This window comes from Micromonospora sp. AP08 (assembly GCF_008085935.1).
Classification (GTDB): domain Bacteria; phylum Actinomycetota; class Actinomycetes; order Mycobacteriales; family Micromonosporaceae; genus Micromonospora; species Micromonospora chersina.
This window is the reverse complement of record NZ_VSEZ01000003.1, coordinates 1-15,750: the sequence shown is the minus strand read 5'-3', so window position 1 is coordinate 15,750 and position 15,750 is coordinate 1. Positions and strand designations below refer to the sequence as shown.

The following is a 15,750-nucleotide window of genomic DNA, read 5'->3' as shown; positions in this document are numbered from 1 at the left end:
GTACCCTGGCCGGGTGACCCTGCGACTCGTCGAGTTCGTCGTGGCCGGCAACGAGGCCAGCGACCTGCTGCCGGTACGCTCCCCGGCCCTGCTGCGCGCCCACGGCGCCCGGCGGGGATTCTGGACCGTCCTCGACGAGGGCCCGGTGGAACGGTGCCTGGCCCTGCTGCTGGAGCGCGCGGACGGCGAGTGGGTGGCGCACCACGTGGCGGCCGACGCCGGCCCGGAGAACGGCCGCACCGAGGACGGCGAGGCGCTCGCCCACCACGACGGCTGGGTGTACGTCTTCGGCTCGCACTTCGGCTCCAAGGCCGGCCCGCTGCGCCCCCGGCGGGCGTTCGTGGCCCGGTTCCGGGAGGACGACGCCGCGCGCGGGACGCTGCCGCTGCACGTGGTGCGCAACCGGTTCCGGCTGCACCGGGCGGTCAACGACGCGCTCGCCGCCGCGCCGCTGACCCCGCTGCCGCCCGGGGAGCGGGTCCGGCAGCGGTTCATCGTGGAGACCCTGGCCCGGGGCACCGCCCGGGCGAAGAGCTGGGTGAGCCGGCTGGCCGCGGACGACCTGCCGCTCAACGTCGAGGCGGCGGCCTTCACCCCGGCCGGGACGGTGCTGCTCGGGCTGCGCTTCCCGGTGACCGCCGAGGGCGAGCCGATCCTCGTCGAGGTGGCCGGCGTGGCCGACATGTTCGGCGAACACCCCGGCTGGCCGCGCGCTCTCGGGGCGTACGCCCTGACCGGGGTGACCCCGGCGGGCACGCTGACCGGCTTCCGGGCCGTCGCGCCGACACCGGACGGCGGCTACGCGGCGGTGATCGGCTCGATCGACGCGGTCGGCAAGGGCTCGGTGCTGCTGGACGACCACCCGCACGGCGGCGAGGTCACCTCGCGACACGTCCGGTTCCGGCACGACGTCGGTCCGGACGCCCGGGTGGCGGGGAAGCTGGTGGCCGAGCTGGCGCCGTTCCACCACGTGGAGGGGCTGGCCGAGTTGGACGGGCGCTGCTACTACGTCACCGACGAGGACCACCGGGTGGCGCTCTGGCTCGGCTGAGCGGTCGCCGGACGACACCTCCACGGAGAAGAGCCGCAGACCCTCGTGGTGCCGTCCGGGCGACCGGCGCCCCCGCCGACCGTCGACCGGGTCGGCACTGCCGTCTCCGGGCAACGGTGGGCAAGGGAAGTCTGCCCAACCCGGCCGCGCACCGTCGAGGTTTTTCATCCCACGCTTAAAAATGGAGATAAGTGCCGGCGGGTACAGTGCTCAGGGTGGCGGGCACTTCCTCTGTCCGCCCGGGAGAGTTCCATGCTGAAGGTCATTTTCTCCCGCGAGGACATCCTGCGCACCAGGGTGGCCCCCGCCGCGGACCCGGTCTGGGAACTGGTCCTCAGCCTGCACCTGCTCCAGGGGCGCGGGCGTGACCCGCTGCTGACCGAGTGGCGACGCACCGTGGCCCGCGGGCTGCGGACGGACAGCGCGGCCGAACGCTACCGACTGCTGCTGGCCCTCAACCCGCCCCGCGGCTACTTCCCCGACTTCCTCACCCCGTACGCCAGCAAGGACGGCCTGGAGGCCGGGCTGGAGGCGGTCCGGGGCACCCCGGCCGACATGCTCCGCCGGGACCTCACCCTGCTGGCCGAGGAGAACACGCTGCCGTCGTCGGCGAGCGCGCTGGCCCGCGGCGAGCCCGAGGTGCTGCGCCACCTGACCGACTCGATGCTCCGCTACCAGTCGCTGGCCGTCACCCCGTACTGGTCACGGATCCAGTCCGCCGTGGAGGCGGACCGGGCCCGCCGCGCCCGGGCCATGCTCGACGGTGGCGCCGAAGGGCTGCTGGCCAGCCTCCGCCCGAGCATGCGCTGGGACGGCGAGGTGCTGGAGGTCCTCGACTACCCGGACAGCCGGGAACTGCACCTCGACGGCCGGGGGCTGCTGCTGGTTCCCTCGTTCTTCTGCGCGCGCACCCCGGTCGCCCTGCTCGACCCGAGCCTGCCGCCGGTGCTGGTCTACCCCGTCGACCGGCTCGGCGGCCTCATGCCCGAGGCGGGCAGCGGCGCCGGCCACGCCGACGCCGCGCAGCGGGAGGCGCTGGCCGCCCTGCTCGGCCGGACCCGGGCGGGCGTGCTGGAGGCAGCCAACGAGGGCTGCACCACCGGCGAGGTCGCCCGCCGGCTGCGCATCTCCGCCGCCGCGGCCAGCCAGCACACCACCGTGCTGCGCAACGCCGGTCTGCTGGTCAGCCACCGCGACCGCAACACTGTCCTGCACACCCTGACCCCGCTCGGCCGGGCCGTCCTCGACGCCTGACGAGCCGCCCCGCCACGCCGCGCGGTCAGACGGCGAGGGCCGCGCTGGCGGTGCTTCCGGGCGGCGGGGGGAGCAGCGCCGACGGGACGCCCTCGGCGGCCAGCGCGGTACGCAGCCGTTGCAGGTCGGCGCCGAACCGGACCAGGTCCGCCGGGTCCACCGGGGCCGGTGGCGCGCCCAGCACCAGGCCGGTGGCCTGCGCCGGCCAGCCCGGCACGGTGGCGACCAGTCCGGCGCGTGCCTCCTGGTCGGTGACGTGGGTGAAGACGGTGCCGGGCGCGACCACCTCGGCGACCGCGGTGATCGCCCGGTCGACGGCGGCCGGGTCGGCCGGGGCCGGGCCGGGGCCGTCGGTCAGGGTGGCCGCCGCCCGCAGCCCGGCGGCGTGCGCCTCGGCCGTGCCGAGGGAGAAGAGGTCCAGCGACGCGTCGCGGACCAGCGCCCGGGCGCCCGTGTCGTCGTCGCGCGTCGCGCCCAGGTAGCCCCGGATCACCGCGACCGGCACCTGGTCGCACTTGCCCTTGATCAGCTCGCCGGCACCGGCCAGCTCGTCCACCACGGCCATCTGGGTGAGGTGGAGTTCGTTGCCGTAGGGGTCGATCTCGCCCCGGTGGTCGCGGATCGCCGGCATGCCGGCCACCCCGAGTGCCACGTCGGTGAGCCCGTTGCGCCACGGCCGGCCCATGGTGTCGGAGACGATGACCGCGACGTCGAGGTCGTACCGCTCGCGCAGCGCGGACCGCAGCGCGCGGGCGGAGGCGTCCGGGTCCTCGGGCAGCAGGACCAGCCGGGTCTTGTCCACGTTGGACGCGTCGATGCCGGCGGAGGCCATCACGAACCCGTGGTGGGTCTGCACGATCCGGGTCGCGCCGCGGGTGGCCACCACCCGGGCGGTCTCCCCGGCCAGCACCTCGTCCCGGGCGGCGAGCCGGTCAGGGCCGTCGGCCGGCACGTCGACCAGCCGGCCCTCCGCCTTCGACACGATCTTGCTGGTCACCACCAGCACGTCGCCGTCGCGCAGCCAGGGCGCCGCGGTGGCGATCAGCGCCGCCAGGTCGTCGCCCTCGGTCACGTGGCCGATGCCCAGCACCGGCAGGATCTCCAGCCTCACATCAGCTCCAACGCGGCCCGGACCATCGCCACCGTCGCCGCCTCGTCGGTCATCCGCAGCGGCGCCGTGCGCACGGTCACCTCCGGCACCACGGTGCCCTCGTCCTCGGGTGCCACCAGCCAGCCGTCGAGCAGCCCGCCGGCCGACCGGCCGCCGTAGAGGCCGCCCACTCCGGCGGCGCTGCACTCGACACCGAGCGCGGACAGGCAGCGGTCGGCCATCCCACGGACCGGCGCGCCGCCGATGATCGGGGACACCCCGACGACCGGGGCCGGACCGTCGGTGACCGCGTCACGCAGGCCCGGCACGGCCAGGATCGGGGCGATGCTCACCACCGGGTTGCTGGGCGCCACGAGCACCACGTCGGCCTCGCCGATCGCCTCCAGCACCCCGGGCGCCGGCTTGGCCGCCTCCGCGCCCACGAAGACGAACCGGTGCGTCGGGAGGTCCGCCCGGTAGCGCACCCACCACTCCTGGAAGTGGATCGCCCGCTGGCCGCCGTCCAGGTCGACGACGACATGCGTCTCCAGCCGGTCGTCGGTGGCCGGCAGCAGGCGTACGCCGGGCTGCCAGCGGGTGGCCAGCGCCTCGGTGACCTGGGACAGCGGGTAGCCGGCGTTGAGCATGGTGGTGCGCACCAGATGGGTGGCGAGGTCCTTGTCGCCCAGCCCGAACCAGGCCGGCTCGGCGCCGTACGCGGCCAGCTCGGACTTGACCGTCCAGGTCTCGCCCACCCGGCCCCAGCCGCGCTCCGGGTCGGCGCCCCCGCCCAGGGTGTACATGACACTGTCCAGGTCGGGGCAGACCTTCAGCCCGTGCAACAGCAGATCGTCGCCGACGTTGACCACGGCGCTCACCTCGGCGCCCACCTCCCGGGCGTACGCCCGGACGCCGAGCAGGAACCGGGCGCCCCCGATCCCGCCGGTCAGAACCACGATGCGCATGGCGTCCATCCTTCCGCACGCGCGGCCGTCGATCGCCCGGTGGCCCGAGAGACTACGCTCACGTCGGCAACTGTCCGTTTTCGTCCCCAGGGGGAGTTCGTGACCAGCCCCGCCGAGCCCGCGTCCGGCGACACCACGCAGGCCAGCCAGTTGACCAAGCCGTTGCGCGAACTGGCCGCGCTCGTCCTGCTCGGCGCGAACGCCGTGCTGCTCTTCGTCGGCCTGCTGCGCCTGCTGGTGCCCGTCGACGACTACAGCACGTTCAGCGGCCGGGCCGGGAGCACCTTCTTCGCCTTCGTCGGCCTGGAGTCGACCCTGCTGCCGGTGCTGGCCGTGCTGCTGGCCACCCACGTCCGCCCGGCGCTGCCGAAGGCGAAACTGATCACCCAGGTGGCGCTGGTCGAGTACGCGGTCTCCGCGGCGTTCGGCGCGCTCACCTTCCTGATCTGGATGGTCGGCCGGCTCGCCGACGGCCAGGTGCCGGACGCCTTCCTCGGCCTGCTCACCCGGGTCGCCTGGCTGGCCGTCTTCGCGATCGCCGCGTTCGTCGTCTTCAAGATCTGGCGCACCCTCTACCACGTACCGAAGCCGAAGCCGCAGCCCGGTGTCTACGGCCAGGCGCAGCCCGGCTGGCCGCAGCAGCCCGGCGGTTACCCGGCTCCGGGCGGGTACCCGCAGGCCGGCGCGCCGCAGCAGCCGGCCGGCTACCCGCAGCCCGGCCCGTACGGCCCGCCGCAGTCCGCGCCGCCGTTCAACACCGCCCCGCCGCACGCCCCGCAGTCGAGCCCCCCGTTCGGCGCTCCGCAGTCGAGCCCGCCGTTCCCGCAGTCCGGGCCGGCCTACGGCGGCGTTCCGCACCCGGCCCCGCCGTTCGGCCAGCCGCCGTCCGTGGACCCGACCCAGGCCATCCCGCGGCAGCCGGCCGACCCCGGCCACCCGGCCCCGCCGGACGACCGCACCCAGCGCTTCGACCGGGACGACCCGAACTTCCCCCGCTGAGCCGTGTGATGCCGCCCGCCCCCGTCTCCTGGCCGGGGGCGGGCGGCTCCGCACCGGCGAGCGCATAGGCTGGGCGGATGGTTGATCGCAGCGATCCCGCCCCCACCGAGGCGAGCGTCCGGCGGGCCCTGGGCCGGGCCGCCACCGGCCGGGCGCTGGACATGGCCGAGGCGAGCGCGCTGCTGACCGCGCGCGGCGCGGCCCTGGACGAACTGCTCCGGATCGCCGGCGACATCCGCGACGCCGGGCTGCGGGAGGCCGGCCGCCCGGGCATCGTCACCTTCTCCAAGAAGGTGTTCATCCCGCTGACCCGGCTCTGCCGGGACCGCTGCCACTACTGCACCTTCGCCACCGTGCCGCACCGGCTGCCCGCCGCGTACCTGGAGAAGGACGAGGTCCTCGCCATCGCCCGGGAGGGCGCCGCGCAGGGCTGCAAGGAGGCGCTGTTCACCCTCGGCGACCGCCCCGAGGAGCGCTGGCCGGCCGCCCGGCGGTGGCTGGACGAGCGGGGTTACGACTCCACCCTCGACTACCTGCGCGCCTGCGCGGTCGCGGTGCTGGAGGAGACCGGCCTGCTGCCGCACCTCAACCCGGGCGTGCTGTCCTGGTCGGAGCTGCAACGGCTCAAGCCCGTCGCGCCGAGCATGGGCATGATGCTGGAGACCACCGCGACGCGGCTCTGGTCCGAGCCGGGCGGCCCGCACCACGGCTCGCCGGACAAGGAGCCGGCGGTGCGGCTGCGGGTGCTCGACGACGCCGGCCGCGTCGGCGTGCCGTTCACCACCGGGCTGCTCATCGGCATCGGGGAGACCCTGGCCGAGCGGGTCGACGCGCTGTTCGCCATCCGCCGGGCACACCGGGAGTACGGCCACCTCCAGGAGGTGATCGTGCAGAACTTCCGCGCCAAGCCGGACACCGCCATGCGCGGCATGCCGGACGCGGAGCTGCACGACCTGGCCGCGACGGTGGCGGTGGCCCGGGTGCTGCTCGGCCCGAAGGCCCGGATCCAGGCCCCGCCGAACCTCATCGAGGGCGAGTACGACCTGCTGCTGCGCGCCGGCATCGACGACTGGGGCGGTGTCTCGCCGGTCACCCCCGACCACGTCAACCCGGAGCGGCCCTGGCCGCAGCTGGACGAGCTGGCCCGGCGTACCGCGGCGGCCGGCTTCACGCTGCGCGAGCGGCTGACGATCTACCCGGAGTACGTCCGGGCCGGCGACCCGTGGCTCGACCCGCGCCTGCTGCCGCACGTCAGCGCCCTGGCCGACCCGGAGACCGGGCTCGCCGTCGAGGCGGCCCGCCCGGTGGGCCGGCCGTGGCAGGAGCCGGAGGAGGTGTTCGGCGGGCGTACCGACCTGCACGTCACCATCGACACCACCGGGCGGACCGGGGACCGGCGGGGCGACTTCGACGACGTCTACGGCGACTGGTCGGAGGTGGCCGCGAAGGTCGCCGTCCCGGTCGCCGTGGCGAGCGACCCCGACCTGCGGGCCGGCCTGCGACTGGCCGCCGACGACCCGGCCGCGCTGCTGGAACCGGCGCACGAGGCGAAGGCGCTGGCGCTGTTCGGCGCGGACGGGCCGGCGCTGGACGAGCTGTGCCGGATCGCCGACGACGTCCGCCGGTACGCGGTGGGCGACGACGTCACGTACGTCGTCAACCGCAACATCAACTTCACGAACGTCTGCTACGTGGGCTGCCGGTTCTGCGCCTTCGCCCAGCGGGAGAGCGACGCCGACGCGTTCCGGCTCTCCCTGGCGCAGGTGGCCGACCGGGCCGAGGAGGCGTGGGCGGCCGGCGCCACCGAGGTCTGCCTCCAGGGCGGCATCGACCCGAAGCTGCCGGTCACCGGCTACGCCGACATCGTCCGGGCGGTCAAGGCGCGGGTGCCCGGCATGCACGTGCACGCCTTCTCGCCCATGGAGATCGTCACGGCCGCCGCGAAGGCGGGCGTGCCCGTGAAGGAGTGGCTGCTCCAGCTCCGCGACGCCGGCCTGGACACCATCCCGGGCACCGCCGCGGAGATCCTCGACGACGAGGTGCGCTGGGTGCTCACCAAGGGCAAGCTGCCGGCCGCCGCCTGGGTCGACGTGGTGAGCACGGCCCACGAGCTGGGCATCCGGTCCAGCTCCACGATGATGTACGGCCACGTCGACCACCCAGGTCAGTGGCTGGCCCACTTCCGGGTGCTGGCCGGCGTGCAGGACCGCACCGGCGGCTTCACCGAGTTCGTGGCGCTGCCGTTCGTGCACACCAACGCGCCGATCTACCTGGCCGGCATCGCCCGGCCCGGCCCGACCTGGCGGGAGAACCGGGTCGTGCACGCCATGGCGCGGCTGCTGCTGCACGGCCGGATCGCCAACATCCAGTGCTCCTGGGTGAAGCTCGGCGACGCCGGCACGGTGGCGATGCTCCAGGGCGGCTGCAACGACCTGGGCGGCACCCTCATGGAGGAGACCATCTCCCGGATGGCCGGCTCGGGCAACGGCTCGGCCCGTACCGAGGAGCAGCTCCGGGGAATCGCGGCGGCGGCGGGCCGGCCGGTCCGCAAGCGGACGACCGCGTACGGTCACGCCGACGCGTAGCGTCGAACCTTTCCCCGCCCCCGGCCGTACCAGTGGATGCCGGCGGCGGTTGCGGCGAGGACCGCCGCCGGCGCCCCCAGCCCGGGGCATCCGGCGGCGTCCGGGTCCCGGTCCACCGTGGGCGCTGCGGCGCCGGCCCGGAAAGGTTGCCCATGACCACTGATGAGCCGAAGCGGCGGCCCTGGCCGCGACTGACCCGCCGGCAGACGTTGACCGCCGCGGCGAGCGCCACCCTGGGCGCCGCCGCCCTCACCGTGCCGGGCCTGTCCGCCGCGCAGAACGCCCCCTCGGCGGGCCGGCGCGACGAGCCGATCGTGGTCCACCTCCGCGACGCGGCCTCCGGCGCCATGGACGTCTTCGTCGGCACGACCCGGATCCAGGTACGCGACCGCGGCCTGGCCGACCGCCTGGTCCGCGCCGCCCGGCGCTGATCCTCCCCGCGCCGCACCGGCGCGGCCCCTTCCCGGCGCGGGCTCCCGGCGCCGGTCCCGACTTCCGCTACCCCCGACGAAGGTGTGGTCCGCCATGTCCTCTCACCGCGAGGCTCCGGAGATAGCCAAGGATCCGGTCGCCGACAGCTCCGACCTGTACGCGTTCGTCAGCCCGAGCCAGCCCGACACGGTCACGTTGATCGCCAACTACGTGCCGGTGCAGCTCCCCTCCGGCGGCCCCAACTTCTTCGAGTTCGGCGACGACGTCCGGTACGAGATTCACGTCGACAACGACGGCGACGGTTATCCCGATGTCACCTATCGTTTCGAATTCACCACCGAGATCACGAATCCGAACAGCTTTCTCTACAACACCGGACCGATCGAGTCGCTGGAGAGCAAGAACTGGAACCGGCGGCAGTTCTACCGGCTGACCCGGATCGCCGACGGCCGGGAGCACGTGCTGGCGCACAAGCTGCCCTGCCCGCCGTGCAACGTCGGACCGCTGTCCACACCGAAGTACGCCGACCTGGTGCGGCAGGCGACGTTCAAGCTGTCGACCGGGGAGAAGGTCTTCGCCGGCCAGCGCGCCGACGGCTTCTTCGTCGACCTGGGCGCCATCTTCGACCTCGGCACGCTGCGTCCCTTCCAGCAGTTGCACGTGGCCGGCAAGAAGCTGTTCAAGACCGAGGGTGAGCCGGTCAACGCGCTGGACCGCCTGAACGTGCACAGCATCGCCGTGCAGGTCCCGCTCGCCAAGGTGCGACGCAAGGCCAGCCGGTACGGCCACGCCGACCGGGCCTCGACCATCGGCGTCTGGACGACGGCCTCCCGGCAGCAGGTCCGGGTGCTCGGCGACCGCGTGGCCGCGGACACCGCCGCCGGTCCCTTCACCCAGGTCTCCCGGTTGGGCAACCCGCTGTTCAACGAGGTCGTCGTGCCGATGTCCAGAAAGGACCTGTGGAACACCCTGCCGCCGGCCGAGGACAAGCGGTTCGCCCAGTTCGTCGAGCACCCCGAGCTGGCCGCGCTGCTGCCCGCGCTCTACCCGGGCGTGTTCCCCAACCTGGACGCCCTGAACAAGTCGAAGAAGCCGCGGGCCGACCTCGTGGCGATCCTGCTCACCGGCGTGCCGGCCGGGCTGATCGACGGCTTCGCCAACACGACCGGCGATGTGCAGGCCGACATGCTGCGGCTGAACACGGCGATCCGGCCCAGCCGCAAGCCGGACCGGTTCGGGGTGCTCGGCGGCGACCTGGCGGGCTTCCCGAACGGCCGGCGGGTCGGCGACGACGTGGTGAGCATCGCCCTGCGGGCCATCGCCGGCCTGACCGTGCCGCTGGTGGACAAGACGTTCAAGCCGGACGCCGCGGCGGCCGCGGTCACCCCGGGGCTGAGCGCCGCCGACGTGACGGCGCCCTTCCTCGGTGACTTCCCGTTCCTCGGCACGCCGTACGACGGGTTCAACAACCCGCCGGCTGCGAAGTCCTGAGGTCCGCCATGAACCATCACGCACTCGGTCCCTCGGAGAGCGGCAGCGTCGTGCTCGACCTGGGTGGCGACTCCGGCGCGCTGATCATCCACACCGGACGCGACCTGAACGGCCGGGAGATCGAGATCAGCTCCGCCGACCGGGACGGCCCCCGCACCCACTCCGCCGTACGCGAGCGGCACGTCCGCGACGGGGTCGTCCACAGCGCCGTCTACCCGGATCTGGCGGCCGGCCTCTATACCGTCTGGTGGGATGAGCGCACCCCCGCCGGGGCGATTTCCGTCATCGGCGGGGCCATCGCCGAATTCGTCTGGCCGGCCAGCTCACCGCGGGGAGCTGACTGACCGCTCAGGCCGCCGCACCGTCGCGCCTCGTCCACATGGTGGGCGGGGCGCGGCCGCCGTCTGCGGCCTCGACGGGCGGTATCGCTGCCGCCGGGTTAACCTGTGCCCCACCAATGCTGATCTTGGACGGTGTCACGACGACCGCCCGGGCGCGGCCCCACCGGAAGCCTCCACCGGGGGCCGCCGGCGGTGTCCACACCGGTGCGCCACGGCAGAAAACTTGGGGCAACTCGCCGGGGAAGGCGTTACTCGTCCGGGGTCTGAATCGATAGGGCAGGTTGCGAGGGTCGGGCGGCCAAGCGGTCGTCCGGAGCGTGTCGGGAGGGCGACTCCATTATCAAGTTTGGCTTGACGGCGCACGCATTACACGCGTGTAATTTGAATGGGGTTGTTCGCGCGGAACGCAACAAATTGTGACCGGACGAACAAGCACGCCTTTCGCGTGGGGGGTTGCAGCGGCGATGACGCCGGTGCGCGACAAGGAGGCAACGGATGGACGGCCAGCTCGAGGTGGCCGACCTGCTCGGAAACGCGCCGGAGTGGCAGGAGCGGGCGCTGTGCTCGCAGACCGACCCGGAGGCGTTCTTTCCCGAGAAGGGCGGCTCGACCCGCGAGGCGAAGCGCATCTGCTCGCGGTGTGAAGTGAAGACGGAGTGTCTCGAATACGCGCTCGGCCATGACGAGCGGTTCGGGATCTGGGGTGGGCTCTCCGAGCGGGAGCGGCGCAAGCTCAAGCGGCGGGTCGCCGCCTGACGCGCGTACCGGACCGGGGCGGTGGGGGCCGCCCGGGGTCCGGGCCGACGACCCGGCCGGCGGGGGCCGGCCGGGACTCGGCGACGGCGGCAAGGCCCGGCGGTCGGCGGGCCGGAATGTGGCGACGGGCGGTCAGGTTGGCCGGCGGTCGGACCGTTGCCGGCTCAGGCCAGTTCGTCGGGGTCGACCCCGAGCAGGTTCGCCACCTGCTCGATGATCACGTCGTGCACGAGGTCCGCGAGGTCCTCGCGGTCCATGGCCCGGAACTCCAGCGGCCGCCGGTAGAGCACGATCCGGGGCGGCACCTCCTGCCGGCCGGGGCGGCCCGGCAGCAGCCGGGCGAGCGGGACCTCGCCGTCCTCCAGCACGTCCGAGTCGTAGACGTTCAGGTCCGGCGGGACGTCCTCGACGGCGAACTCGACACCGGCCAGTTCCTTGGCGAAGCGGCGTTCGAGCGTCTCCACCGTGTCCAGCACCAGGTCGTCGAAGACCTCGGCCTTGGTCCGGGCCAGCGGCACGGTGGCCGGCACCAGCCGCCCCCGCAGCCCCCGCCCGTGGCGGTCGCGGTGAGTGCGCCGGCCGGAGCCGGGGCGGCGGTGTTCCGGGCTCGTCATGACGCAAAGGGTAGCCCCCGGACCAGGGTCGTCCGCCGTCGCGCCACCGGCCCGGCGCGCCGACACGCCGATCGGACGAATTGTGATCACCATGACGGGCGTGTCGCAACGCGAAGCGGTGCGCCGCACCCGGTAATGGAGATACCCTGCCGCCGTGAGGTCACCACGGCGCTGCTCCCGTAACGGCTGCCCCCGGCAAGCGGTCGCCACATTGACCTATGTCTACAACGAGTCGACGGCGGTGGTGGGGCCGCTGGCCGCGTTCGCCGAGCCGCACACGTACGACCTGTGCGAGCCGCACGCCCGCAACCTCACCGCCCCCCGCGGCTGGGACGTGGTGCGTCACGAGGGCGAGTTCGAGCCCCCGCCCCCGACGACGGATGACCTGGTCGCCCTGGCCGAGGCGGTCCGCGAGGCCGCCCGCCCCGCACCCCCACGCCCCCCGTCGAACGACGACCACCAGGCCCCCCAGCCCCACCAACAGGGCCGCCGAGGCCACCTCCGCGTAATCCCCCCAAACCACTGACCGCCCGCCCCCACCGGCGTTAGGTTGATCATGAGGTTGGCGGCGTTTTTGATCTCTCTGAATGCCGCTAACTCCATGATCACCGGGGCTCGGCGGGCCGTTAATGGCCTAGGAGGTGGGAGAAGGCCTTGGCTCGGCGGGACGGGCGGTTCTTGCGAGACTCTGCCTCGTCTGCGGAGAACATGACCTTCAGACCGGCGTTGACCGCCAGCCAGCGGAGGGGTTCGGGTTCCCAGCGGGGGGAGCGGTGGTTGACCCAGGGGAGGGTGGTCAGGTCGGTCCGCTCGCCCCGGATGAGGTCGGCCAGCGTACGGCCGGCCAGGTTGCTGGTGCCGACGCCGTCGCCCACGTAGCCGCCGGCCCAGGCGAGACCGGTCGACCGGTCCAGCCCCACCGAGGCGGCCCAGTCCCGGGCCACGCCGAGCGGCCCGCCCCAGGTGTGCGTCACCGGCACCTCGGGCCCGAGCACGGGGAAGAGTTCGCCGAGCACCCGGCGCAGCGCCGCGAAGACCCGCGGCTCCCGGTCGAAGTCGGGGCGGACGCGCGAGCCGTAGTGGTAGGGGGCGCCCCGCCCGCCGAAGGCCAGCCGGCCGTCGGCGGTGCGCTGGCCGTAGATGATGACGTGCCGGTAGTCGGAGAAGGTCTCCCGCTCGGCCAGGCCGATCTCCGCCCAGGTCGCCTCCGGCAGCGGCGCGGTGGCCACCATCAGCGAGTAGACGGGCGCCACGGCCCGCCGCTGGCCGGGCAGCGCCGGGGTGAACCCCTCGGTCGCCCGGACCACCACCGGGGCGCGGACGATGCCGGCCGGGGTCACCGCCGCACCGGGCCGCAGGGCGGTCACCGGGGTCCGCTCGAAGACGCGTACGCCCCGTCGCTCCACCGCCGTGGCCAGGCCGCGGACCAGCTTCGCCGGGTGCACGGCGGCGCAGTGCGGGGTGTACGTGCCGCCGCGTACCCCGTCGGCATGGCAGCGGGCGGCGGCCTCGGCGGCGTCGAGCAGCACCAGGTCGGCGTCGGTGAGCCCGTGTTCGCGGGCCTCGGCGACGGCGGCCCGGGCCCGGCCGAGCTGCACGTCGGTGCGGGCCAGCACCACGGTTCCGCCGGCCCGCCAGTCGCAGTCGATGCCCTCGGCGGCGACCACCCGGCCGACCTCGCGGACGGTCTCGTGCATGGCCCGCTGCATGGCGAGCGCCCGGTCCCGGCCGTGCCGGCGGGCCAGCGCCGGCAGCGAGGTGGGGAAGAGCGCCGAGCACCAGCCGCCGTTGCGGCCGGAGGCACCGTAGCCGGCGATCTCCTTCTCCAGCACGACGATCCGCAGCGACGGGTCGGCCGCGGCGAGGTAGTAGGCCGTCCACAGCCCGGTGTAGCCGGCGCCCACGATCACCACGTCGGCGTCGGTGTCGCCGGGCAGGCCGGGGCGGGGAGTCAGCGGGGCGTCCAGGCTGGACAGCCAGTACGACAGGTCCTGGTAGCGCATCACCACTCCGGTGGGGGCAGGTCGTGGCGCAGCCGCGGGTCGGGCTGCGGGATGCCGTACGCCTCGACGACCGGCACCACGCCGGCCCAGACCGGCCGGTCGAGGTCGTCCTCGGGATCGTCGGGCGGGCCGGCGCTGATCTTCACCGAGCACTCGTCCAGCGGCAGGGCGAGCACGAGCGTGGCGGCCAGTTCCTTCGCCGAGGGTGGCCGGATCTCCGCCCAGCGGCCGGGGAGCAGGTGCTCGGAGAGGCGGTGCAGCGCGGCCAGTTTCGCCTCGCCGGTGAGCGCGGTGAGGGTGCCGAGCACCATGGCGCAGCGGTAGTTCATCGAGGACTCGAAGGCGCTGCGGGCCAGCACCAGGCCGTCGAGCAGGGTGACGGTGAGGCAGGCGGGCGCGCCGGCGGCGAGGTGCCGGAACAGCCGGCTGCCGGTGGAGCCGTGCACGAGCACCCGCTCCCCGTCCCGGGCGTACGCCACCGGCAGCGCGTACGGCTGGTCGCCGTCGGCGATGGCCAGGTGGCCGACCCGGCCGGCGTCGAGCACGGCGTGCAGCGTCGCCCGGTCGTCGACGGCCAGGTCGGGCAGCCGCCGTACGCGGGTCCGGTCGGTGCCCCCGACGGCGCGGGGCCGGGAACCGCCGTCGCGGTCCCCGGCCCCGGCCGACGACGGGGCGCCGGTCAGAGGCGCGCCCATGCCTCGGTCAGCACGGCGCGCAGGATCTGCTCGATCTCGTCGAACTGCTGCTGCTGGGCGATCAGCGGCGGGGCGAGCTGGATCACGGGGTCGCCGCGGTCGTCGGCGCGGCAGTAGAGCCCGGCCTGGAAGAGCGCGGTGGAGAGGAAGCCGCGCAGCAGCCGCTCCGACTCGGCCTCGTCGAAGGTCTCCCGGGTCGTCTTGTCCTTGACCAGTTCGATGCCGTAGAAGTAGCCGTCGCCGCGGACCTCACCGACGATCGGCAGGTCGTTGAGCTTCTCCAGGGTGGACCGGAAGGCCCCCTCGTTGGCCCGGACGTGCCCCACGAGGTCCTCACGGGCGAAGACCTCCAGGTTGGCCAGGGCGACCGCGCAGGAGACCGGGTGGCCGCCGAAGGTCACACCGTGGGCGAACATGCCGGTCTCGGTGAGGAACGGCTCCATGAGGCGCTCGCTGGCGATCATCGCGCCGAGCGGGGCGTAGCCGGAGGTGATGCCCTTGGCGGTGGTGATGATGTCGGGCTGGTAGCCGTAGCGGACGGCGCCGAAGTACTCGCCGAGCCGGCCCCACGAGCAGATCACCTCGTCGCTGACGAGCAGCACGTCGTACGCGTCGCAGATCTCCCGGACCCGCTCGAAGTAGCCGGGCGGCGGCGGGAAGCAGCCGCCGGAGTTCTGCACCGGCTCCAGGAAGACCGCGGCGACGGTGTCCGGCCCTTCCCGCTCGATGGCGCGGCCGATCTCCTCGGCGGCCCAGCGGCCGAACGCCTCGGGATCGTCGCCGTGCTCGGGGGCCCGGTAGAAGTTGGTGTTCGGCACCTTGATGCCGCCGGGCACGAGCGGCTCGAAGTCGCTCTTGATGCCGGGCAGGCCGGTGATCGACAGCGCGCCCATCGAGGTGCCGTGGTACGCGATGTACCGGCTGACCACCTTGTACTTGTTCGGCTGGCCGGTGCGCTTGAAGTAGGCCCGGGCCAGCTTCCACGCCGCCTCGACGGCCTCGGAGCCGCCGGTGGTGAAGAAGACCCGGTTCAGGTCGCCGGGCGCCAGCGAGGCGACCTTCTCGGCCAGCTCGACGGCCTTCGGGTGGGCGTACGACCACAGTGGGAAGTAGGCCAGCTCGCCGGCCTGCTTGGCGGCCGCCTCGGCGAGTTCGGTGCGGCCGTGGCCGGCGTTGACGACGAAGAGCCCGGCGAGCCCGTCCAGGTAGCGACGGCCCTGCGAGTCCCAGACGTACGCGCCCTCGCCGCGCACGATGGTCGGTACCTCGCCGGCGGAGTAGCTGGCCATCCGGGTGAAGTGCATCCAGAGGTGGTCGGTGGCGTTGGCCATGTCAGCCCCATCGGGTCTCGGGCCGGTCAGGGGTGACACCGGCCGCTCTGCCCACGGTTATCCCACAGTCGATGCTGATAACGCAAGTGTGTGGGGCGAATGGCAACGGATTCAGCAAGCGATGTTTGTCACCGCAACGGAAT

The 15,750-nt window shown here is 73.8% G+C and carries 15 protein-coding genes; 9 read left to right on the top strand and 6 right to left on the bottom strand.

Features of this window, described 5'->3' with window-relative positions; genetic code table 11:
- The first annotated feature begins 13 nt into the window (after nt 1-13).
- The gene (locus FXF50_RS06445; protein ID WP_148426308.1) at nt 14-1,051 is read left to right on the top strand and encodes a DUF4185 domain-containing protein; all 1,038 of its coding nucleotides are present in this window, start codon (nt 14-16) and stop codon (nt 1,049-1,051) included.
- A gap of 252 nt (nt 1,052-1,303) precedes the next feature.
- Complete coding sequence (locus FXF50_RS06440; RefSeq protein WP_148426307.1) at nt 1,304-2,305, top strand: helix-turn-helix transcriptional regulator; 1,002 nt, start codon at nt 1,304-1,306, stop codon at nt 2,303-2,305.
- Nucleotides 2,306-2,330: 25 nt separating this feature from the next.
- Here FXF50_RS06440 and FXF50_RS06435 read toward each other — a convergent pair whose 3' ends face one another.
- On the bottom strand, nt 2,331-3,416 hold the full coding sequence (locus FXF50_RS06435) for a coenzyme F420-0:L-glutamate ligase (protein WP_148426306.1): 1,086 nt from the start codon (nt 3,414-3,416) through the stop codon (nt 2,331-2,333).
- On the bottom strand, nt 3,413-4,360 hold the full coding sequence (gene cofD / locus FXF50_RS06430) for a 2-phospho-L-lactate transferase (protein WP_148426305.1): 948 nt from the start codon (nt 4,358-4,360) through the stop codon (nt 3,413-3,415). Before cofD ends, FXF50_RS06435 begins: the two co-directional genes overlap by 4 nt.
- 99 nt (nt 4,361-4,459) lie before the next feature.
- On the opposite strand from cofD, the gene FXF50_RS06425 reads away from it, so the two are divergent.
- From FXF50_RS06425 to FXF50_RS06400, 6 genes are all read left to right on the top strand, one after another.
- A complete protein-coding gene (locus FXF50_RS06425; RefSeq protein WP_148426304.1) occupies nt 4,460-5,359 on the top strand; it encodes a hypothetical protein in 900 nt (299 codons plus the stop codon).
- Between the two features lie 77 nt (nt 5,360-5,436).
- A complete protein-coding gene (locus FXF50_RS06420; RefSeq protein ID WP_148426303.1) occupies nt 5,437-7,944 on the top strand; it encodes a bifunctional FO biosynthesis protein CofGH in 2,508 nt (835 codons plus the stop codon).
- Between the two features lie 152 nt (nt 7,945-8,096).
- Nucleotides 8,097-8,375 (top strand): hypothetical protein, encoded by a 279-nt coding sequence (locus FXF50_RS06415; protein WP_148426302.1) that lies wholly within the window; start codon nt 8,097-8,099, stop codon nt 8,373-8,375.
- Between the two features lie 94 nt (nt 8,376-8,469).
- Nucleotides 8,470-9,867 carry a DUF4331 domain-containing protein gene (locus tag FXF50_RS06410; RefSeq protein ID WP_148426301.1) on the top strand — a complete coding sequence of 466 codons (1,398 nt, stop codon included), beginning with the start codon at nt 8,470-8,472 and terminating at the stop codon, nt 9,865-9,867.
- Between the two features lie 8 nt (nt 9,868-9,875).
- Nucleotides 9,876-10,211, top strand: a complete 336-nt coding sequence (locus FXF50_RS06405; protein ID WP_148426300.1) for a phospholipase — start codon at nt 9,876-9,878, stop codon at nt 10,209-10,211.
- 492 nt (nt 10,212-10,703) lie between these two features.
- Entirely contained in the window at nt 10,704-10,964 is a 261-nt protein-coding gene (locus FXF50_RS06400; RefSeq protein WP_013284161.1) for a WhiB family transcriptional regulator, read from the top strand.
- Between the two features lie 164 nt (nt 10,965-11,128).
- Here FXF50_RS06400 and FXF50_RS06395 read toward each other — a convergent pair whose 3' ends face one another.
- Nucleotides 11,129-11,578 carry a metallopeptidase family protein gene (locus tag FXF50_RS06395; protein WP_088963879.1) on the bottom strand — a complete coding sequence of 150 codons (450 nt, stop codon included), beginning with the start codon at nt 11,576-11,578 and terminating at the stop codon, nt 11,129-11,131.
- 154 nt (nt 11,579-11,732) lie between these two features.
- On the opposite strand from FXF50_RS06395, the gene FXF50_RS06390 reads away from it, so the two are divergent.
- Nucleotides 11,733-12,104, top strand: coding sequence for a DUF3499 domain-containing protein (locus FXF50_RS06390; RefSeq protein WP_148426299.1), 372 nt, complete (start codon nt 11,733-11,735; stop codon nt 12,102-12,104).
- A 100-nt stretch (nt 12,105-12,204) separates the two neighbouring features.
- On the opposite strand, the gene FXF50_RS06385 is transcribed toward FXF50_RS06390, so the two are convergent.
- From FXF50_RS06385 to FXF50_RS06375, 3 genes are read right to left on the bottom strand one after another with little or no spacing between them, the layout of a single operon-like run.
- Nucleotides 12,205-13,581 carry an FAD-binding oxidoreductase gene (locus FXF50_RS06385; protein ID WP_187399558.1) on the bottom strand — a complete coding sequence of 459 codons (1,377 nt, stop codon included), beginning with the start codon at nt 13,579-13,581 and terminating at the stop codon, nt 12,205-12,207.
- The gene (locus FXF50_RS06380) at nt 13,581-14,276 is read right to left on the bottom strand and encodes a pyridoxamine 5'-phosphate oxidase family protein (protein WP_148426297.1); all 696 of its coding nucleotides are present in this window, start codon (nt 14,274-14,276) and stop codon (nt 13,581-13,583) included. Before FXF50_RS06380 ends, FXF50_RS06385 begins: the two co-directional genes overlap by 1 nt.
- Nucleotides 14,261-15,607, bottom strand: a complete 1,347-nt coding sequence (locus tag FXF50_RS06375; protein WP_148426296.1) for an aspartate aminotransferase family protein — start codon at nt 15,605-15,607, stop codon at nt 14,261-14,263. The genes FXF50_RS06380 and FXF50_RS06375 overlap by 16 nt, the downstream gene beginning before the upstream one ends.
- Nucleotides 15,608-15,750 lie beyond the last annotated feature (143 nt).